Origin of the sequence: Methanobacterium petrolearium (assembly GCF_017873625.1) — an archaeon.
Classification (GTDB): domain Archaea; phylum Methanobacteriota; class Methanobacteria; order Methanobacteriales; family Methanobacteriaceae; genus Methanobacterium; species Methanobacterium petrolearium.
Genome location: NZ_JAGGKL010000012.1, coordinates 55,611 through 72,409, shown reverse-complemented (window position 1 = coordinate 72,409; position 16,799 = coordinate 55,611). Strand labels below are relative to the sequence as shown.

Genomic DNA, 16,799 nt, shown 5'->3' with positions numbered 1-16,799 from the left:
ATATATGTATTTGCCAAATTAAACAGTTTAAACCATGAATTCAATCCAATAAAAAATTTAAATATCCAAAGATCTAACAGATAATCGAAATTCTCCAGTGTTTATTTTTTTGTTACCTCCCTTTAAAAAATAATCCAGAGATATGGGGGAATTATTAACAATATCACTCTATAACTGTCCATAATATTTCTTTTTTAGTCAAATGAGCTTTTCGTTAAAGTATTAAATTATACTACCCTAACATGTAACGATTTAAGGAGGAGTAAACTTTCTTCAATCATTCAGAAAGGCTATATTTTTTATAAATACTTCATAATAGGGGTGGATTGGTTTTAAAAAGAAACCAACACCATTCACTAAAAATCGACTTTCTAAAACCTTTAATGATTCCTTTAAATCAGAAAAAAAGATTTATAAACAATTTTTTCAGGATAATACCATCAAAATATTTATATAGTATGATGGCTGATCAATTTAGTTGTCTCTTAACATCTGATGATCCCAAAAAAAGATGTTAAGGACACGGAGGCGGCAAAATCAATCGAAACTTCAGATTTTTTCGTGATAATTCTATTGTTCTAGCATGTGCTAGATCACCATAACAGTTTAGAATGTTAGTTTAAATGCTTTTTATAAGCCTCGTGATTAAATAATAGGGGGAAAATGATGATTAAAAAATCAACAAGGATACTGGCGCTAGTGGGAGTGATGTTAACAGTACTAGCTGTGGTAGCACTAGCACTGGCTGTTTTCGGAAGCTCGGAAAACAATCCACCCGAAGAAATCATCTCCACAGACAATAGTGACAATACAACCATTACTGACAGTACTGATAATGTTAAAATAACTTCAACAGAAGCCCAGCAAATAGCTGAAAAATACATAAAAGAAGTGGGGGCTACAGTAGGAATACCAAAACTGGAGGAAATTGATGGTGAAATGGTTTACATAGTCCCGGTGGTTATAAACGGAACTAATGTAGGTGAAATAGATATAAACGCCATGACCGGGGAAAATATGGGTGGCGCGGGAGGGGTTTCTGTATAGGCATTATTTTTACCTTCAATTATCTCAAACTTTTTTCATATTGATGGATTATTTCATGAGCAACCCTCAAAGCCAGAGCTGCTGTAAGTAAAATGGTAGGCATTCCCTGGGAACGGGGAACCAATGAAAGATCAGCAACCCACAAACCATCAGGCATCCATGAAGGCCTCATCAAGGGCACATCTTCTTTTTTCAGAGGTACAGTTCCACCTAGGTGGCCTCCATTATACATTCCCTTGATTAATGGTTCAGACACACCAGCACCAATCATAACTTCCTTTGCCAGGTTAAGTGCTTCATCAAAATGTTCATCATCATGTTTGGTAAGATGTTTTTCAACTCTACCATCATCATAAACAGATCCCTTTTCAGTGTCTGCCAGTTTAATCATTAAACCCACCCGATCCTTCACTGAGACTTTCCTCCAGGGTTTATGAAAAAAATGGGACAGAATATCAAGATAAGGAGATAATATATAATTTTCATGCTCACTGTACCACACCATGGGTGGTTCTTCCAGTTGTCGGGCTCCAGGGGCAACACCACCAAGGGTGAGGACTATGTCAGCCCACAACCTGTTTTCAACTTCCAGCCCCGAATTTCTAAGAATCTGAGGAGTTCCAATCCCCCCTGCAGACAGAACCACCAGATCAGCTTTCAAACTATTTTTTTTACCATGATGATTGATTTCAACACCCTTAACGATATTTCCTTCCAGGATAACTTTTTCTACTTTGCAATTGGTATGAAGTGTTGCCCCTTTACAGGTTGCTTCGTTAAGGAACCTTCGAGAGTCCCAACGAGCACCCCGATGACATCCCACTTCACATAAACCGCAGGAAACACACAAACGGGGATCAACAGCTTTGGGAGTAGGTTGAGGATTTAAACCCATATCATCAGCAACATGGCACATTTCACGGGTCAATGGCCTCCAACGCTCCTGCGGGAATGGTTCCGGATGTATTTCACCTTCCAGTTTTTGGAATTCCGGGGTTAAATCTAGTCCAATTTCTTCCAATCCACGATGGGTTCGTACTATGTTTCCGCACGATAAAACCGTTGATCCACCTGTAGTAATTCCACGAACCAACAAAAGATCCTCAGAAGAGCGAAACATATTCATGTGGGGAAACAGATGCCTGAAATTACCTTCACCTCCCAGCAACCCCCAACGTCTGAGAGGTTCGCTCCAGGAAATATTTCGGGTGAAAGGCTTGAAAAAAGAACCTGCCTCCAGTATATTAACCTCAAAACCGTTGGATTGTAATTTACGGGCAATCGTGGCACCACCAGCACCACTACCAACTACTATGGCTTTCATTTTAGTCAATTCCCTCCATATTGATTGATGCAAGGCAACAAGGTGCCCCTTCAGTGATACGTTCTGTGAATTTCATATTTATCCGTGGATTTAAACCATGCACAACACCCTCATCAGCAGCACTGAGAACAAGGCAGGTGTCGTGGGTGTAATATTCTGATAAAAAGCAGCGATGAACAACCATAATCAGTCTCTCCTCTTCACTTTCTATTACAGTAAACTCTATTCCCAACACATTATACAAAATTTTAGCTGCCAGAATCACTTTTTTGAAACTATCTTCCACACCCAGCATTTTCTTAAATTTCTGTCCTAGGGATAATCCTGCACTGAACATGGCTTCACGTCCCAGTGCAATAGCTTTTTCTCTTCCCATGGTTTTGATCATAATTTCAACCAATTTATTATGTGTTTCAGCCATATATTCCCGTTTTTCCTTTAAATTTCCATTTAAAATAATCTTTGATGTTTTTAACTGTGACAGCTCTGATGTTGTCAGATGATGTTTTTCAAATTCTGAAGTTTCATTTAAGATCAATTCTTGGAGACCGTGAACAGTTGAAAATGTTAATTCATCTAAACATCTTTTTTGGAACCATTTTGGAGTCCATCCGGATAGTAATCTTAATTTAAAGCCCATCATCATTCCTCCAGTTGATCCTGATGTAGAATAAGTGGATGGGGTTTTTGCTGGTAAAGGGAATCTATCACATCTTGATAACGCTGGTTTATAGTGTCTCTTTTCAGCTTCATATTGGCAGTGAGTTCTCCTCCATCAATAGAAATGTCATTGGGAAGAAGAACCCACCTTTTAATCTGTTCTGGATGGGAAAGACGGTGATTGATGTCTTGGATGAATTTGTATATCTCATGGGGGTGGTGATTTTCATCCACCCAGAAAAGGCTACTCAGATAAGGTTTTCCTTCACCCACCAACATCACTTCACAAACTCCAGGAGCATCACGTAACAATGCTTCAATATTGAGGGGGTCTATGCTTTTTCCATAAGAATTGATTATTAATTCTTTCTTTCTCCCGGTAATCACCAAGTTACCTTCTTGAGTTAAAAATCCCAGATCACCGGTTTTTAACCAGTTACCTTTTAAGGGTGGTTTTAGATCAGATTCAAAATATCCAGGAGTTACTTGAGGGCCCCTAACAAGAACTTCACTGTCTTCTTCAATTTGGATATGTGTTTGTGGTAATGGTTCGCCCACTGTTCCTATAATGTTGTTTCCCCTGCGGTTAAGGGTTACTAGGGGTGCTTCAGTTAATCCGTAAGCATTGTGGATTTCTATTCCCAGATCATGGTAATCATGGATTAACTGCTGACTGGAAGTGGCTGAACCCACAATAAGCTGGGCGCAACGGTTAAGACCAGATTTTCGAAGGAAAAACTTGCGTAACAAAGGTTTTAAACCCTTTTTAACGATTCCTTTAGGGGAGTGGATGTAGTACTTTCCCAGAAATGTTTCTTTCAGCAGGGACCATAGTTTTTCATAGAATCTGGGAACAGAAAAGAAGACAGCAGGCCTTACTTGGGGTAATGCAGAGCTTAAATATTTGAAATCTTCTAAAAAGTAGATTTTCAAAGGTGCAGGAGCATAATATGGTGAATAAGTTCCAAGAATACCCTCCACCACATGATTCATGGGTAAAAATGACAAATATCTCACTTCGCTGTTCTTGTCCTTCCAAGGAGGTAAAGATGCCATACTTTCTGCCATCCAGCGTAAATGTTCGTGGTTGAAGGTTACTCCTTTGGGGTTTCCGGTGGTGCCTGAGGTGTAACGGATGGTAGCCAAACTACCGAAATCAACAGGGGACTGGATTGTTTTGATGTTTGTTTTCGAATTTTTTGTCCCCTTTTGCAGGAAACTTTCCCAGGATAAAACTTCATCAGGTATATGTTGGGATTCCCTGCAGAATGAGATCAAAGGTAAGTCTTCATCCATTCCTTCTGAAACTTCCAGTTCATCCAAACGTTTCATAAGGTGAGGGGTTCCAATAAATAATATTTTGGCTTTACTGGCCTTTAAAATATTTTTTATCTCCATAGGGGGGCTGGTGTAATATAATGGCACGCTAACTGCTCCAATAAGACCTATGGCTACTTCAAGTGTCAGGTAACGGGTGCTGTTTAAACCCACCAGAGCCACCCGATCCCCTGGTTTTATACCTAACTCTTTAAGTGATTGATGGGCATTGAGAATATCATTACCTAGTTGGGTTACTGATTTTTCCTGGATGTGACTGTCAACTATGTCATAATATTTCACAGGATAACTACGGCCTTTAAGACGGAATAAAACTTGTTCATGTACAGTACGTTCGGACCGATGGAAAAAACCATGATAAACTGTATATTTAAGTAATGGTGGTAGATATTCTTCCCATTTAAGATTACATGGTCTGAAAAGATTTTCAACATTTTCCCGGCTGAACTGGCGTTTTTCATCCAGATAAGGGGCCAAAGTGAACAAAATATTTAAAATGCCTGGTTTACGGGTCTGGGATGATTTGGTGGATATCCTTTGGATCAATGGTGCTACAGGAATGAAGATTGGTTGGGGGAGTTTGATGTCCAGTTCTTCCAGTGCCCATCTTTTCACCGCTTCTAGAAGTTTTTTGATGGTGGGCAACGAATGTTGAGGTGCAGTCAGGTGGAATGTTTTATTCCGTGCTTGAACATTAAAGGTTAAACTGCTTATGGCTTCTGTAACGTAATCTACTGGAATCATGTTCAAGGTTAAAGAGGAACTGGTGGGAATAACTCTCAGTTTACCATTTAAATAAAGTTTTAAAAGGGAGTATACTGTGTTAAAAGTTTTAATTTCTCCTGTTTTAGAATTACCAACCACCATTCCTGGTCTGAAGATGGAGTAAGGTAGATCAGATTCACGGACTGCTTTTTCAGCTTCATATTTACTTTCTTCGTAGTTACTCCAGAATGTTGGCCGGTCATAATTAGGTGTATCAGAATTATATGCATTCAAATCAGTTTTATCATGCCAATGATTCAATTCATCTTCAAGTATGGTTCCTTGCCTTTTTCCAGCCACATAAGCTGTGGATACATGGGAAAAACGTTCAAATATTCCTTTTTGAACTGCTTGTTGTGCTAAGTTTATGAGGTTACTTGTTCCCTGAAGGTTAGTTTGGCGGAGTTCTTCCATAGGTGCATGAAGACGAAGGTCGGCTACAGTGTGTATGATATGAGTAAGGCTGGATACCATGAACTGATAATCATTATCAGATAAGTTTAGATTTTTATGGGTTATATCGCCGGGTAAAACTTTTATCCTGGTTTGGAGTGCTTCAGTTAATTCTGGCCAATCCCACCAGGCCCTTTTCAAGCGTTTAATCGCATTTTCCTGATTTTTAGCTCTTACCATGGCTATAATTTCTATTTGAGGGTTAAAAATTAGTTGACGGATGATTTGGGTTCCTAAAAAACCATTTGCCCCGGTGATTAGAACTTTATTTTTCATTTTTTACCCCTCCCCTTTATTTGATTAATATTTCTATATCTTGAATTCATTCAATCAATTTTTACAGTCATTGGTTTAACCTTTAACTTGTCCAGTCATTCAAATTTGATTCATTTAAAACTTCCAGGCAACTTCCAGGCAATGTTAGATTTTTAGCATTTTTTTTATTTAGGAACTCCTGAAGTAGGATTGGGTTCTTTCCAGATAGACTTAGCTGCTCCTGCAATCCTTTCTCCAGATGAGGTCTTTGTAAATCAGGATCTCCTAAAAGCAAATCCACTTTCCTGGTGAGATCTTGCCATAAATGAGGGGCATCGTGGCAGATAAAGTAGTCTGGATACAAGTGGAAATCCTGGTAGAGTGAGGTGAGACGAGGATCATGGGCCACTGCTATCTGAGGCACACATGAACGAAGGGATAACACTGATGCATGGTAGCGGGAAGTGACCAGCAAGTCCAGTTTACAAAGCATTGAAGTCATCTGGGAGGCGTTATACTTTTTAGAAGATATTATCTTACATTTGCTCTTATTTATCATCTTACGATGGATGTCTTCAGCCAGGGGCTGGTCCAGTTCCTCCATACAGATAAGTGCAACCTTTTTACCGTGTTTTTCTATTATCCGGTCGGCTTCCCTGGACCAACCTTCAACCAGCTGTTTATGTATTTTTTTCCTTTCTTTTGAACGGGAAAAATAATAAGGCCACTTGTAAAGGTCTTCTTCTCGTCCCCAGGGTCGGATGACCACTGGCCATAGGGAAAAATCCACCACAGCCAGGCCAATCATACTATCTGCAGGGTCCTTATCCTCTGCAGGGTCCTTATCCTCTGCAGGGTCCTTATCCTCTGCAGTTTCTGGCCATATTTTCTCAAGAAAATCATGATCATTAGGATCTTCCTGGAATGTGAATGCACAGTCTGCAGTCGAGGTGATAGGAGCAGTCACTCCAATTTTTTCCAGTCTCTCAGCAGCGTATTTGGTTCTGGTGATGATCAGGTCGGTTTTACTGGCTTCTCTTCCAACTAACCATCTGTTGAATCTGGACAAATCCCCTGCATCCACTGCATAAGCCACACATGGCTTTTTTTGCCGGTGAGCACTATGAGTGGCCCACAAAAATGCCCACAAAAGTGCAGACGTCCAGGTGTCCATGTAACAGCTTCCTTCCACCAGTAACACTAGGTCGTGTTCTCGAACCAGCCTATCCACGGCGAAAAAGAAAATAGAGGGAATGGGAGCAATATGTAGATGTTCATCTTCTTTCAGATAACGGCGCAGATTCTCCTCATTTAAGGTGGGAACTGTGATCTCGGTGTTAGATCCAATTACACGCCTTACATCTTCTATTATGGCCATTAGTCTGGCTTCGGATCCGGTGTTGTTGGCACCGTTATATCCCACCAGGAGCACCTTAAGGTGGGATTTATCAGTTTTAATCATCATTTTCACATTCCTTATCCATTTTTACTTTCAGCTGGGGGTCACGTTCTATTTTCCTTTTCTTCATCAACCGGGCCCATGTCCCGCATCATGAAAAATATCACTTTTGCCATGATACTGGTTGCAATTTTGGTGAAAATACCGATCCTGGCAGGATGATAGTATTGCTTGTCTTTATAGAACTGGTAATCTGCAGGCATGTAATTTTTAACATCTTCTGACACGGTTTTGAAAATCCTGAAAGTCAAATACCGGTTGACACCCACTGATGTATCTTCCAGTTTACTGGTAGCAGCTGATTTTAAAGCTTCATCAAATTTTTCAGTTGACTTCACGATTTTATCTTGATTTTTTTTCTTCAACTTCTCTGAATAGGGGAATGGTGGAGTTGTAAGGCCACATTCATCCACCACATCGTATCCCCATACTTCGGTTATGTCTTTCATATATTTCAGGGTTTTATCCAAACCCATACCTCTAGTGGTGGATAGGGTTATGGCTTTCTTTCCATGGTAAATTGGACGGTGGCAGCGGTAAGCTAAACGGTCTATGAAGTTTTTCATAAAGGCGGTCACTTGCATCACGTATACGGGGGAAACCATCACCAGACCATCAGCTTCCTGCATCTTCTCCTCAATCATATCCCGATCATCCTTCAGGGGACATAACTCTCCTCCTTTGGCTATGCAATTAAAACACCCCCTACAAATTTCCAGATTGATGTCTTTAAGGAATATGTACTCAAAATCATAATTTCCTCTATTTTTCATCTTTTTTTCCAGTTCTCTGGCAGCCTGGTAACTGTTACCCTTTTTCTGCGGACTTCCAATAATGGTTAAAATTTTCATTTTTTGCCCCTCAAATGATAATATCAATCTTTAATTAAACTTCAATAGCTTTTAAAAGGAATTCTGTATGGTTACCCAGTCTTTCCAGGGCCAAATCCATGAATGAGTTGAAATCATCATTATATTTCAGTACAAAATATTCAAAGAACAGGAATATGATAAATGAAAAGTATTCATAGGCCAGAGTTCTAGGATTTAAAGGTTTAATCATCTTTTTTTCTATCATGATCCGGAAAACATTTTCCCATACTGTTAGGGCATCTTCCAGTAACTCCGTTTTAAAAAATTCCCTTATTTTTTGGTTGTGGTAGGTTTCTATGGAAACCAAACGCCATATTTTTTCCATCTTGGGGGTATTGATCTGGTTAATATACACCTTTGCCCCCACTTTGAAAAACACTTCAGGACCCTTTTCCATCAAAGCATCAGCTTCTTCCTCTGGTAAACCACTCTGGTTAAGTTCGGATTTAAAATAGTCAATTATGGCATCCAGGATGGCTTCTTTATTGTGGTAATGGTTGTAAATGGAACTTTCCCTTATCCCCACCTCCCTTGCTATTTCACGTACTGAAACTGCATCAAAACCTTTTTGAGAGAATAAATCAAGGGAAACATCGAATATTCTCTCTTTGGTGGGTTTTTTTTCTTCCTCTGATCTTGAATTTTTCATGGATACACCTGATTTTTAACTAACGTTCGTTAGTTTCATAGTTATAAGGTTCTCTTCATACTATATAAAACTAACGTTCGTTCGTAACAAGTTATATTGTTTGTAACTCTGATAATAATAACTATAAAATGGCCCATTTGATGATGTCATACAATTCTTTTTTAGTAATTTTATGGTCAATAACAAAAAGGGGGAGTAATGCTATGTCTGTGGTTAAAATCCTTTTGGTAGAGGATGAAAGCATAGAAGCAATGGATATAAAACGAACTTTAGAATCCTTCGGTTATCAAGTTCCATATGTTGCTTCCCGAGGTGAAGAGGCCGTAGAAAAGGCATTAGAATTAATGCCAGATCTTATTTTAATGGACATTATTTTAAAGGGAGAAATTAATGGTATTGAAGCAGTTTCAGAGATTAATAAATTAGATATTCCTGTTATTTATTTAACAGCTCATTCTGAAGAATCAACAATTGAAAGAGCTAAATTAACTGGGCCATATGGTTATATTATAAAACCTTACGATCCCATTGAACTTAAATATGCTATAGAACTTGCACTTTACAAAAATAAGATGGAAAAACAATTAAAAGAAAGTGAAGCCAAATACCGTCTCCTGGTAGAATGTCAAACAGATTTAGTGGTTAAAGTAGATACCGAAGGACGATTACTTTTTGTAAGTCCCAGTTACTGTGAAATGTTCGGTAAAACAGAAGAAGAATTAGTAGGTACGAAATTCATGCCATTAGTTCATGAAAAGGACATTGAAACAACTAAAGAATCTTTTAGTTGCGTTTTCAAACCCCCTTATACTTGTTATCATGAGCAACGGGTCATGACTAAAGATGGATGTCGCTGGCTGGCCTGGTCAGATAAGGCAGTGCTGGATGATGATCAAAACGTCATTGCTGTAGTGGGAGTTGGCAGAGATATTACTCGTAGTAAGAAAGCTGAAAAAGAGTTAAAAAAAATTAACAAAGCTTTGAAAAAACATGATGAAGAATTTAGGCATTTTATTGATGGTGCACCTGTTGCTATTGCCATGTTTGACACGCAAATGAGATATATTGCGGTTAGTAACCGTTGGATTGAAGATTATAACCTTCATGGGCAGGAACTTGTCGGCAAATCTCATTATGATGTTTTCCCAGAGATTACCGACGAACTGAAAGAAGTTCATAAGCGTGCTCTTGCTGGTTCTATTGAGCGTGCTGATGCGGATGAATTTGTTCGTGCTGATGGAAGTGTTCAATATGTTAGATGGGAAGTACATCCATGGTATTTATCTTCAGATAATATCGGTGGCATCATAATCTTTAGTGAAGACGTTTCAGAACATATAAAGGTAGAAAAAACCTTACATGAGAATGAGGAAAGTTACAGGTCACTTTATTCTTCTATGAATGAAGGGCTGGCCATGCATAAAATAATTTATGATGATGATCACGTTCCAGTGGATTACATGATTTTGGATGTTAACCCCGCATATGAAACAATTTTGGGAATTCAACGCCAAAAAGTTATTGGGAAGAAGGCTTCTGATGTATATGGGGTTGAAAAAGCTCCTTATTTGGATATTTATGGGCGAGTGGCTGAATCAGGTGATCCTGAAAAATTTGAATCGTATTTTGCACCTATGAATAAATATTTCAGTATATCTGTCTTTTCACCGGCTAAGGGGTTCTTTGCCACAGTATTCGAAGATGTGACTGTGCGGAAGAATGTGGAAGAGACACTTTTAAACAGTGAAGAACGTTTAAAGATGGGAATGGACATAGCAAATCTTGCTTACTGGGAATACGACGTTAAAAAAGACACTTTCACTTTTAATGACCAATTTTACTCACTTTATGGCACCAACAAGCAAAGGGAGGGTGGTTACCAGATGTCCTCCCAAAAATATACTGAACGTTTCATTCCTCCTGATGAATCCCCAATAGTGGCAGAAGAAACTGCAAAGGCTCTAAAAACCGATGATCCTGGATATTTCAGCACGGTTCAACACAGAATAACCAGGCCCGATGGAAAAGAAAGGGTTATGTTGATTCGTATTGTGGTTGTTAAGGACGAAAATGGCCAAACAATTCGAACTAGGGGTGTTAATCAGGATATAACTGAACTTAAGCTAATTGAAGAAGATTTAGCAATATCTGAAAGGAAATATCGTGCTTTATTTGAAAATAGTGGAACTGTACTTATAGCTTTCAAGAACGATGGTACCATTCTCATGGTTAATTCCGAATGGGAAAGAATGAGTGGTTATTCGCGTGAAGATGTGGAAGGTAAAATGAATTGGATGGATTTTGTCCATCCTGATTACTTGGAAATGATGAAGAAATACCACCAGCAGCGTTTGAAAGAACCAGATTCTGTGCCAAATAGATATGAAGCAGTTTTCATGGGTAAAAATGGCATTAACCTAACTATGTTTGTAACTGTGGCTGAACTTCCTGGGACTAATAACTGGTTAGCGTCTTCTGTAGATATTACAGATCTTAAAAACACTCAAAAAGCATTGGAAAAAAATGTTTTACGTTTCCGTGCTCTAGCTGAAAATGCTATTGATGGGATTATAACTACTGATGCCCATGGAAATATACTGTACTTCAACAACAGTTTAATAGAACTGTTTGGTTATACTCAGGAGGAATTAAAAGGCATCAAACTAGCCAAACTCATGCCCAAAAGGTACCGGAGAAAATTCCTAGAAATTCTTAGAAAATTCCGAACAACTGGTGAACACAGCTTAGTAGGGCGCACCACAGAAACAACCGGACTGAAAAAAGATGGTACTGAGTTTCCATTTGAAATGTCCCTTACTAAGTGGGAAATTGATGGGGAATGTTACTTCACATCTATAATAAGAGACATAACTGGCAGAAAAGAAATTGAAAAATCTTTAAGGGATAGTGAGAAAAAATATAGGGTCCTATTTGAATCTGATCCGGATTATACCATTCTTTTACATTTAGATGGTCATTTAGCAGATGTAAATCAAGCTGCAATGGATGTCACTGGCATGACAAGGGATGAATTGGTGGATAAACCTTTCACAGATTTGGGGATCTTTCCTGAAGAAGAACTCCAGTTAAACATAAAAAGGTTCCCGATGTTGGCAAAAGGTAAAGGAATAGTTCCCTTTGAATCCAAAATTTATGATGTTAATGGAGAAATTCGGTTTATTGAAGTTAAACAAACTTTCATTGAACTTGATGGTAAAGTGGAATATATTCTGTTGATATGTAGTGATATAACCCGTCGTAAAGAGGCTGATGATAAGATCAAATCTTCTTTAAAGGAAAAAGAAGTTTTGCTACAGGAGATTCATCATCGGGTTAAAAATAATATGCAGATCATCTCCAGCCTTTTAAACCTTCAAAAACAGTATGTTGATGATAAAGAAGCTGTGAATGTGTTGATGGAGAGCCAGAACCGGGTTAAATCCATGGCCATTATTCATGAGAAACTTTACAAATCTGAAGATTTAGTCCATATCGAGATCTCGGAATATATTGAAAGTCTAGTTAATGGTTTATTTTATTCATATGCAGTAGAAATGGGAGTTATCACACCTATACTGGAAGTAGAGCGCATAACATTAAATATGGAAACTGCAGTGCCATTAGGTCTGATTGTAAGTGAACTAGTTTCCAATAGTCTGAAATACGGATTCCCAGACGAAAGAAGGGGGAAAATTTGGGTATATCTAAAGAAAAATGGTGATCAATATCATTTAACGGTTGGGGATAATGGTGTGGGGTTCCCTGAAGGATTTGAATTTAAAAATACGGAAACATTGGGCCTTCAACTGGTGAATAATTTGTTGAATCAATTAGGTGGTGAAATGACACTGGAAACACATCATGGAACGTTATTTGAAATACGATTTAAAGAGTTAAAATACAAAGATAGAATTTAATTGCAATTAACTTATTTATTCTAGTTTTAAATCATTTTTAAGCGTTATCAAGCTTTGAAATTTCTATCTCTTTGTTTGCATTGAATTTATTAAAAATCAGAATTATAATTTAAATTAACAATTAAAATTTTAACACTCATGGATCCGGCATGAAAATAAAACTCCTAAAAAAGACATCCTTCGGGCCAGTGGCAGTGGTATGGTCTATATCCAATGATTCTCCAAGAATATACCATATATTACTTTCTAAACCAGAAGTGGATGCTGAAGATCAGGCATTCAACATTTATCCAAATCTTCAAGTTTCTTCTTCTGAAGAGATTGAAAGGGTAGCCACAGCCATAAAATCATTCCTTGAAGGGGAAGATATTATATTTTCCTTGGAAAATGTGGCGTTGGAGCAATGTTCTTCGTTCCAGACGTTTGTATTACTCGCAGAGTACCAGATCCCACGGGGAAGCATTAGTACCTATCAATTCATCGCCCGACATTTGGGTGTGGAGAAAGGAGCAAGGGCAGTGGGCAATGCATTAGCAACAAACCCCTTTCCTATTATAATACCCTGCCATAGGGCCATCCGCTCGGATGGAACTATAGGTGGCTTTCAAGGAGGTATTGGTATGAAAAGGGCTTTACTTGAAGCTGAAGAAATTAACTTCGACAGTAACGGGTGTGTTATGTCTCCCCGATTTAGTTATAAGTAATTTATTTCATCATAAAAAAAAGATTTAATCATTAAAATAGTTTTATAGATATTTAGAATACAATAATTAAAGGGGTGGGTGGTAATGGCGGAACTACCAGAGCTCATAATACTTGCTAGACAAATGAACCATGAACTCCCAGGAAAAGAATTTGATTCAGCAGATTTGCTCCAGGAAAAAAGTTTAAACATACCCCCCGATGATTTTGTCAGTAAAATCATTGGTAAAAAGATAATTAAGGTTTATATTAAGGGAAAATGGATTTTTATCCAGTTATCAGATGATTATCATCTGCTGCTGAATCTGGGTATGGGTGCAGACATAGTTTTCCATGAACACGATAAAAAATTACCAGAAGATTTTCAATGTCTTTTCCACTTTTCTGATGGTTCATCTTTCACCTCCAGATTCTGGTGGGTGGGACGTGCAGAACTCCTTGAAAACGAAGAATTAGCCCATCATAAAGCCACCAAAGACCTGGCTATTTCACCACTGGATGCTGGGTTTACACCAGAATATCTTAAAAAATTATGTGAAAGTCGTTCCCAGACTAAAAATCTCCTCCTGAATCAGAGGAAACTCAGTGGAATAGGCAATGTTTACATTCATGACATCTTATTCAGGGCCAAAATCCATCCCAAAAGACCGGCCAACACATTAAATTTAGATGAAACAGATAATCTCCACAGAATTATTCTGGAAAACCTAAAGGCTGCCATGGATAAGGGAGGATTGTTATATGAAAAAGATTTTTATGGAGAAAAAAATGGATTCGACCGGGACTATTTCCTGGTTGCCTATAAAGAGGGGGATGCCTGCCCGGTTTGTGGCACGACCGTTGAAAAGATTAAAACAGGAAGCACATCTTCATATATCTGTTCGTCATGTCAAAAGTTGTGAGTTTATTTTTCAATAACGTCTGGATTTATTATCCAATCTGAAGTTCTTCACGTAATTTTCTTAACTGTTATTAATATAGGGGATAAATTAATTAGAAGTTGTATTAGATAGAATTAATAATGAACTTTAGGAGATTTTATGATGGGTGAATTTGCCTTAAACATCAGGGCCATCAACCAACCAGGTGTGCTGCGGGATATCACGGAATTAACCGCTATATGTGAAATTAACATAACTTACACTCATCTATTCGTTGAAGATAAGGATCATGCTTCATTGTACATGGAATTAGAGGCTGTTCAGAATGTGGATAAGTTAATAGAGAATATCAAGAATATTGAAGCCGTGCGTAGTGTTGAAGAATGCCCCACACTTCAGGATGTTTTTGGTAAAAGGATCATCATAATTGGTGGTGGTGCTCAGGTGGCAATGGTTGCTCAAGGGGCCATTACCGAGGCAGATCGCCATAACATCCGGGGAGAACATATCAGTGTTGATACCATACCTCTTGTTGGTGAAAAAGATCTTAAAGAGGCGGTATCTGCAGTTGGAAGACTTCCCAGGGTTGGTGCCCTGGTATTGGCAGGATCTTTAATGGGTGGAGGAATTACCGAGGCTATCCGGGAGATAAAAAAAGACCATGAAGTGATTGTAATCAGTCTCAACATGCCTGGTAGCATAACTCAAGAGGCAGATCTGGTTATAACTGACCCCATACAGGCAGGGGTAATGGCAGTGATGGCAGTGGCGGACACCGCGATCTTTGATATTAAAAAATTAGGTAAAAAAAGGTTTTAAACAGATTTAATTTGGAAACAAATTAAAAAGGGAAAAAAATAATCTGAGTTTATGTTCCCTGAGGTTTTATTTCTGGTGTGATTTTTTTTAACTCATATATAGGGGTTTTAACTCATTTCTATGGCCCTGATGAGCCTGCTTGCTTCATTTTTAAGGTCTACGTCGGTAATATCTCCACTTTCTCGTACTTTCAGGGCTAACTGTAACACCTGTGATACATCACTAGGTTTGAGGGTTTCAGCCATGTCCAGGTAGGTTTGTCCTTCTTTATCCTCGATTACCACATTTTTTTCCGCCATCATGTTTAAAAGGTTTTTGCAGACGCCCATGATACTGGTATCTTCCACGTTATCACACTTTTTCAGGAGTTCCTCAGTTTCTTTATCCATAATATCACCAGTTATAATATGTTCATGAAATGATTTATAGTATAATATCTGTGGTTGTCATAGGTTGATGGAGATCATTTAATACTCATTGTCAACAAATATCTAATAGCACGTAATGGATTAAATTGGCATAAAAAAGTGTCTTTCTAGGATCAATGTGCCTATAAGTTGAGTAAATATTTGCGATCTATTAAAAAGAATTAAATATCAATTTAACTAGTCATTCAATTTAGGATAGGTTCAGAATAATATATTCCTTGACTAAATCGAGAGGTGAAAAAGAAATGGCACTCCGCTGTGATCGCATGGATGGGCTGGTGGTTAAATCAGCTGAAGAAGCTCTGGAAATGGAAAATATTAATTATGTGCTTCCTTTTATCAGGGAAAAATATGAAGATGAGGTAAAAGATGCCTTTGAAAGAACACTGGTGGTAAGGGAATTATCAGGAGATGCAGCGGAACTGGCAGACTATTGGTTCTTTGAAACTGCAGTGAGATTACACTTGAAAGGTAGGGGAATATCCTATGAAGGGCTTAAACCCACCCCTGTCAATGGAGAACCGGTTATTGTAATGGCTGATCAGGCAGTTAAAACTGAAAACTTAAATGATTTAATGAATTTCCTTTTAAGCTCCATTAGGGAAGACGTTGAGGCCAGATTTGACGATATCCTATATAAAAAAGATTACGATGTAAATGATGTAGATGATGCTAGGGACTACGTGGATGCCATTTTAAACTTCTTTGGTTACCTGCAAACACTAATTGAGTTCATGGAGGAAGGATGAAATTAGATGCAGATCAGAATGGATAAAAAACACAGAAATATGTAAGTAAAATCAGATATGCACGTATTAATTCTGTTAAAAATGGATTACAGTAAATGGATTATATTGTAAATATACATCGTAACTAAAAGGTGAAAAAAATGTCGGATGAACTGAAGTCTGTTGTAATTAATGTCGAAGATTTGCTTGATTACCAGGAAGGAGCAGTTGTAAGCAGGGAGATAATCCGTAAGGAAACCGGAACAGTAACCATATTCGCCTTTGATAAAGGGGAAGGGTTAAGTGAACACACCGCCCCCTTTGATGCCATGGTACAAATAATCGATGGAAAGGCAGAAATAACTATCTCTGGTAAAAGTAACATCCTGGCAAGGGGAGATATGATCATAATGCCTGCCAATGAACCCCACGCTCTTCATGCCCTGGAACAGTATAAAATGATTTTAACCATGATCAGGTCATGATGAACATTATTTGAAGA

Annotated in this window: 14 protein-coding genes; 7 read left to right on the top strand and 7 right to left on the bottom strand. The window is 38.2% G+C overall.

Going from position 1 to position 16,799, the window contains the following annotated elements; genetic code table 11:
* Positions 1 to 666: 666 nt before the first annotated feature.
* Positions 667 to 1,047: a PepSY domain-containing protein gene (locus J2743_RS10695; RefSeq protein ID WP_209627045.1), complete on the top strand. Its 381-nt coding sequence runs from the start codon at positions 667 to 669 to the stop codon at positions 1,045 to 1,047.
* Positions 1,048 to 1,066: 19 nt separating this feature from the next.
* On the opposite strand, the gene J2743_RS10690 is transcribed toward J2743_RS10695, so the two are convergent.
* The 6 genes from J2743_RS10690 to J2743_RS10665 all read right to left on the bottom strand — a co-directional run bounded on the left by J2743_RS10690 (position 1,067) and on the right by J2743_RS10665 (position 8,822).
* Positions 1,067 to 2,371: a GMC family oxidoreductase N-terminal domain-containing protein gene (locus J2743_RS10690; RefSeq protein ID WP_209627051.1), complete on the bottom strand. Its 1,305-nt coding sequence runs from the start codon at positions 2,369 to 2,371 to the stop codon at positions 1,067 to 1,069.
* 1 nt (position 2,372) lies between these two features.
* Positions 2,373 to 3,011 (bottom strand): L-2-amino-thiazoline-4-carboxylic acid hydrolase, encoded by a 639-nt coding sequence (locus J2743_RS10685; protein WP_209627043.1) that lies wholly within the window; start codon positions 3,009 to 3,011, stop codon positions 2,373 to 2,375.
* Between the two features lie 2 nt (positions 3,012 to 3,013).
* Positions 3,014 to 5,863: an AMP-binding protein gene (locus J2743_RS10680; protein WP_209627041.1), complete on the bottom strand. Its 2,850-nt coding sequence runs from the start codon at positions 5,861 to 5,863 to the stop codon at positions 3,014 to 3,016.
* An 82-nt stretch (positions 5,864 to 5,945) separates the two neighbouring features.
* A complete protein-coding gene (locus J2743_RS10675; protein WP_209627039.1) occupies positions 5,946 to 7,304 on the bottom strand; it encodes a polysaccharide pyruvyl transferase family protein in 1,359 nt (452 codons plus the stop codon).
* 41 nt (positions 7,305 to 7,345) lie between these two features.
* Entirely contained in the window at positions 7,346 to 8,152 is an 807-nt protein-coding gene (locus tag J2743_RS10670) for a flavodoxin family protein (protein WP_209627038.1), read from the bottom strand.
* Positions 8,153 to 8,186: 34 nt separating this feature from the next.
* Positions 8,187 to 8,822 carry a TetR/AcrR family transcriptional regulator gene (locus J2743_RS10665; protein ID WP_209627035.1) on the bottom strand — a complete coding sequence of 212 codons (636 nt, stop codon included), beginning with the start codon at positions 8,820 to 8,822 and terminating at the stop codon, positions 8,187 to 8,189.
* 203 nt (positions 8,823 to 9,025) lie between these two features.
* Here J2743_RS10665 and J2743_RS10660 point away from each other — a divergent pair, with 203 nt between their 5' ends.
* The 4 genes from J2743_RS10660 (at position 9,026) to J2743_RS10645 (ending at position 15,141) form a co-directional block, all read left to right on the top strand.
* Positions 9,026 to 12,739, top strand: a complete 3,714-nt coding sequence (locus tag J2743_RS10660; protein ID WP_209627033.1) for a PAS domain S-box protein — start codon at positions 9,026 to 9,028, stop codon at positions 12,737 to 12,739.
* A 149-nt stretch (positions 12,740 to 12,888) separates the two neighbouring features.
* Complete coding sequence (locus tag J2743_RS10655; protein ID WP_209627032.1) at positions 12,889 to 13,443, top strand: methylated-DNA--[protein]-cysteine S-methyltransferase; 555 nt, start codon at positions 12,889 to 12,891, stop codon at positions 13,441 to 13,443.
* Between the two features lie 84 nt (positions 13,444 to 13,527).
* Positions 13,528 to 14,343: a DNA-formamidopyrimidine glycosylase family protein gene (locus J2743_RS10650; protein WP_209627030.1), complete on the top strand. Its 816-nt coding sequence runs from the start codon at positions 13,528 to 13,530 to the stop codon at positions 14,341 to 14,343.
* 141 nt (positions 14,344 to 14,484) lie between these two features.
* Positions 14,485 to 15,141 (top strand): DUF5612 domain-containing protein, encoded by a 657-nt coding sequence (locus tag J2743_RS10645; RefSeq protein ID WP_209627028.1) that lies wholly within the window; start codon positions 14,485 to 14,487, stop codon positions 15,139 to 15,141.
* Positions 15,142 to 15,248: 107 nt separating this feature from the next.
* Here the strand turns inward: J2743_RS10645 and J2743_RS10640 are convergent, their stop codons facing one another.
* A complete protein-coding gene (locus J2743_RS10640) occupies positions 15,249 to 15,530 on the bottom strand; it encodes a hypothetical protein (protein ID WP_209627027.1) in 282 nt (93 codons plus the stop codon).
* A 284-nt stretch (positions 15,531 to 15,814) separates the two neighbouring features.
* Between J2743_RS10640 and J2743_RS10635 the strand changes: the two genes are divergently transcribed.
* Both J2743_RS10635 and J2743_RS10630 read left to right on the top strand, forming a co-directional pair.
* Entirely contained in the window at positions 15,815 to 16,318 is a 504-nt protein-coding gene (locus J2743_RS10635) for a DUF6448 family protein (protein ID WP_209627026.1), read from the top strand.
* A gap of 140 nt (positions 16,319 to 16,458) precedes the next feature.
* On the top strand, positions 16,459 to 16,782 hold the full coding sequence (locus J2743_RS10630; RefSeq protein ID WP_209627025.1) for a cupin domain-containing protein: 324 nt from the start codon (positions 16,459 to 16,461) through the stop codon (positions 16,780 to 16,782).
* Positions 16,783 to 16,799: the final 17 nt, after the last annotated feature.

Coding starts and splice junctions, on each gene's coding strand:
- J2743_RS10695 (WP_209627045.1), top strand. CDS start 667: ATGATTAAAAAATCAACAAGGATACTGGCGCTAGTGGGAGTGATGTTA.
- J2743_RS10690 (WP_209627051.1), bottom strand. CDS start 2,371: ATGAAAGCCATAGTAGTTGGTAGTGGTGCTGGTGGTGCCACGATTGCC.
- J2743_RS10685 (WP_209627043.1), bottom strand. CDS start 3,011: ATGGGCTTTAAATTAAGATTACTATCCGGATGGACTCCAAAATGGTTC.
- J2743_RS10680 (WP_209627041.1), bottom strand. CDS start 5,863: ATGAAAAATAAAGTTCTAATCACCGGGGCAAATGGTTTTTTAGGAACC.
- J2743_RS10675 (WP_209627039.1), bottom strand. CDS start 7,304: ATGATTAAAACTGATAAATCCCACCTTAAGGTGCTCCTGGTGGGATAT.
- J2743_RS10670 (WP_209627038.1), bottom strand. CDS start 8,152: ATGAAAATTTTAACCATTATTGGAAGTCCGCAGAAAAAGGGTAACAGT.
- J2743_RS10665 (WP_209627035.1), bottom strand. CDS start 8,822: ATGAAAAATTCAAGATCAGAGGAAGAAAAAAAACCCACCAAAGAGAGA.
- J2743_RS10660 (WP_209627033.1), top strand. CDS start 9,026: ATGTCTGTGGTTAAAATCCTTTTGGTAGAGGATGAAAGCATAGAAGCA.
- J2743_RS10655 (WP_209627032.1), top strand. CDS start 12,889: ATGAAAATAAAACTCCTAAAAAAGACATCCTTCGGGCCAGTGGCAGTG.
- J2743_RS10650 (WP_209627030.1), top strand. CDS start 13,528: ATGGCGGAACTACCAGAGCTCATAATACTTGCTAGACAAATGAACCAT.
- J2743_RS10645 (WP_209627028.1), top strand. CDS start 14,485: ATGGGTGAATTTGCCTTAAACATCAGGGCCATCAACCAACCAGGTGTG.
- J2743_RS10640 (WP_209627027.1), bottom strand. CDS start 15,530: ATGGATAAAGAAACTGAGGAACTCCTGAAAAAGTGTGATAACGTGGAA.
- J2743_RS10635 (WP_209627026.1), top strand. CDS start 15,815: ATGGCACTCCGCTGTGATCGCATGGATGGGCTGGTGGTTAAATCAGCT.
- J2743_RS10630 (WP_209627025.1), top strand. CDS start 16,459: ATGTCGGATGAACTGAAGTCTGTTGTAATTAATGTCGAAGATTTGCTT.